A 3,273-nucleotide genomic window follows, 5' to 3' on the forward strand; every position below is an offset into this window, starting at 1 on the left:
CGGGCGAATGCCATATCAGATGCGCCGATCTGCAGCGGGATCATCCAGTTGGCGAAGCCGACGAAGGCCGGCATGATGGCGCCGAACACCATGATCAGGCCGTGCATCGTAGTCAGCTGGTTGAAGAACTCCGGCTGGACCAGTTGCAGGCCGGGCTGAAAGAGTTCGGCGCGGATACCCAGGGCCAGCACACCGCCGGACAAGAGCATGATGAAAGAAAACCAAAGATACAGCGTACCGATATCTTTGTGGTTGGTCGCGTACAACCAACGGCGCCAGCCATGCGGGTGCGCGTGATCATGAGAATGATCGTGTGCGTGGTCGACTGCTGTGGTGCTCATCTCAATCTCCTAATTTCAATTACTTGCGCGCAGCGACGACTTCCGCTGGTTGAACGATATTTTCCTGCGGCTTGTTGGACCAGCTGTTGCGGGTGTAAGTGATGACCGCAGCGATTTCCGTATCCGAAAGCGCCTTGAAAGGAGGCATGCCATTTCGGCCGTTCAGGATGATACCGATCTGTTCCGCGCGCGGTCCGTTGACGACTTTGGAAGCGTCCAGTGCGGGAAATGCGCCTGGAACACCCTTGCCGTTCGCCTGGTGGCAGGCAACGCAGTTGGCGGCATAAACTTTTTCGCCTCGCTGCTTGAGTTCGTCGATGGTCCAGGTCTTGTTCGGATCATCTGCCTTTGCGGCCATTTCCTTCTTCTTGCCTTCGGTCCATTTGTTGTATTCCTCGTCGGTGACCACATTCACGACGATAGGCATGTATGCATGGTCTTTGCCGCACAGTTCATAGCAATGGCCGCGGTAGGTACCGACTTTTTCGGCACGGAACCAGGTGTCGCGAACAAAGCCGGGAATCGCATCCTGCTTGACACCCAGGGCATTGACACCCCAGGAGTGAATGACGTCATTCGCGGTTGTAACGATACGAATTTTCTTGTTGACTGGCACGACGATCGGATTATCCACTTCCATCAGGTAGTTAACCTGCTTTTCGATCGCATCGCTGGTCAATTGCTCGCGCGGCGTGGAGAGGGCCGACAGGAAAGAGATGCCTTCGCCCTGCCCCACCTTATCGCTCAGGTAGTCGTATCCCCATTTCCATTGCATACCGGTCGCCTTGATGGTGACATCGGCGTTGGAGGTATCTTTCATGGCAACAACGGTCTTGGTGGCTGGCAGAGCCATTCCGATCACGATCAGGAATGGGACGATAGTCCACGCGATTTCAACGGCCGTACTTTCATGGAACGAAGCCGGCTTGTGACCAACCGACTTGCGATGCTTGAGAATGGAATAGAACATTACGCCGAAGACCGCCACAAAAATTGCCAGGCAGATCACCAGCATCAGATTGTGCAGCGAATAGATATCTTCCGCGATCCGGGTTATTGGAGTCTGGAAGTTGAGCTGGCGAACAGCCGGGCCACCCGGACTGTCAGAGACCGCCCATGACGGCATACCTGCCATCAGGAGCGACGCACCAAGCATCAACGATTGAAGGCGCTTCGCATATTTCATAGTTTCCTCAAAAACCCAAAAGTAGAATTCCGTCTATCTCGCCGACGCGAGTGCGCGCTTCAACTCCCGCGCGAACTCCCGTCGCTTCCATTCCGTCAAAAACCGGCCGACCTCGACTCTGGTTCCGTTGGATTCCAGCCCGATCAGGTCACTGCGCCTCACAGGCGACTCGACGCGCGTCCAGCGCGGATTCAACCTGAACTGCTCAACCTGTTCAACCTGGATTAGCTCCACCAGAAGGCAATCGTCGGCAAGTGCAATATGTTCTCGATCTGTCGCGTGGCGGGCATACAGAAGAAACGCCAGCCCGACGGCGGACAACTCCAGGATGGTGAACACTAGAATCAACCAGGCGCCGCTCAAGGTGAAAACCGCCGCGACGATCAACGACATGCAGCACAGTACCGCGTATGCCGACCCAAGCTGCCGCGGCGACAGAGAGCAGTTACGGCTCAGGACCCATTCGCGGGTGACCATGATGAACTCTCACGTGACCGTGTGAACCGAGCGTCGCCTGCACCGCGCAAAACCCTAGAAGTATAAGTCGGAACGGCACTTGTTATCAAGCATAAAAACGGTCGTTCGTAACCCCTGAGGCAAGGGATTTCAAGCCTTGACGCTCCCTGCAGAATAGGATCGCCGTTAGCATTTTGGCTATATTTGGCTCGAGGCAAATTGCGCCGCCATCTCAGACGTAGATTCATTCAATTATCTGCTTTCACTTTTTACGCAAGTCGAGCCTGACGATGGTTTCCCCGGATGAGGTGGTGCGGGGCACGGGTCGGAACGCATGTCCGTAAATAATTTCGAAGGTCAAGGGAAGACGTCCATCCGGACGGCGCCCCGATTCAAGAGCCTCGACGATGCGGCGCCAGGATGTTTTTCCCATCAAACCGCGCTGGCGGTTTGCCAGTGGATTACCGCCCCAGGCGCGCGCATCGCTCATCAGCCTCTCTACAGACTCGTAAGTAACCGTGATGGTTTCCATATCCATCACCGGCGTCGAGAAACCGGCATTGACCAGCATATCGCCGAAATCGTGCATGTCGACGAACGGCAGCACTGCGGCACTTCCCGCGCTTCGTCCGGAAAAGGCCGCACGCAACTCCTTGAAGGTGTCCGGACCGAAGCAGGAAAACATGAGCAGACCATCGACCTTGAGGACGCGGCGCCATTCCGCAAATACCCGGTCCGGCTGCGGATGCCAATGCAGGGCAAGATTGGACCAGACCAGATCGACCGCATTTATTCCCAAAGGCAAATGCCCGAAGTCGCCGCAGAAAAGCTCCGGGCCCGCACCAACGCCATTACCAAGCCTCACGGGAAGCCATTTTTTCAAGAGCCTGTTCATCGATGAGGCGGTGGTCGCCTGCCTGGCTCTGGCTTCGGACAGCATGGCGGGTGCGCCGTCGATGCCCATGATGCGCGCCTCCGGGAAGTGGGACTGCAGAATCTGCAGGTCGGCACCCTCTCCGCAACCGGCATCAAGGATACGCTGCGGATTGATCTTGATGAGATCGAGTCGCTCGTGCATTCGACCGGACACTTCACGCCGCAGGAAATCAGAGTCGGCAACGCGCGAAGGTGTTGCAAATATATTGCGTACCCGCATCAAATCGATCGGTGCGCTTGACTGAGCACCATTATTGGAAGGAGGGAGGGACACGAGGAGCTTGTCGGGGATGAGATAATCGGACGAAGTTTACACCTTTGAGGATGCGTCCGCTTTATGCCATTTCGCCTGTT

The 3,273-nt window shown here is 56.1% G+C and carries 4 protein-coding genes; all 4 read right to left on the reverse strand.

Annotated elements, in window-relative coordinates; genetic code table 11:
- Positions 1-341 (reverse strand): cbb3-type cytochrome c oxidase subunit I (locus VGU61_RS20380; protein ID WP_326861126.1); only part of this gene is annotated, 341 nt, incomplete at its 3' end.
- 19 nt (positions 342-360) lie between these two features.
- Complete coding sequence (coxB, locus tag VGU61_RS20385) at positions 361-1,527, reverse strand: cytochrome c oxidase subunit II (RefSeq protein ID WP_326861127.1); 1,167 nt, start codon at positions 1,525-1,527, stop codon at positions 361-363.
- Between the two features lie 33 nt (positions 1,528-1,560).
- Entirely contained in the window at positions 1,561-2,004 is a 444-nt protein-coding gene (locus VGU61_RS20390; RefSeq protein ID WP_326861128.1) for a DUF2244 domain-containing protein, read from the reverse strand.
- Positions 2,005-2,245: 241 nt separating this feature from the next.
- Positions 2,246-3,193 (reverse strand): methyltransferase domain-containing protein, encoded by a 948-nt coding sequence (locus tag VGU61_RS20395; RefSeq protein WP_326861129.1) that lies wholly within the window; start codon positions 3,191-3,193, stop codon positions 2,246-2,248.
- Positions 3,194-3,273 lie beyond the last annotated feature (80 nt).

It is taken from the genome of Noviherbaspirillum sp. (assembly GCF_035944575.1).
Lineage (GTDB): Bacteria > Pseudomonadota > Gammaproteobacteria > Burkholderiales > Burkholderiaceae_D > Noviherbaspirillum.

Bases quoted from the DNA above. Each gene is read 5' to 3' on its own strand.
- VGU61_RS20390 (WP_326861128.1), bottom strand. From the start codon at position 2,004: ATGGTCACCCGCGAATGGGTCCTGAGCCGTAACTGCTCTCTGTCGCCG.
- coxB (WP_326861127.1), bottom strand. From the start codon at position 1,527: ATGAAATATGCGAAGCGCCTTCAATCGTTGATGCTTGGTGCGTCGCTC.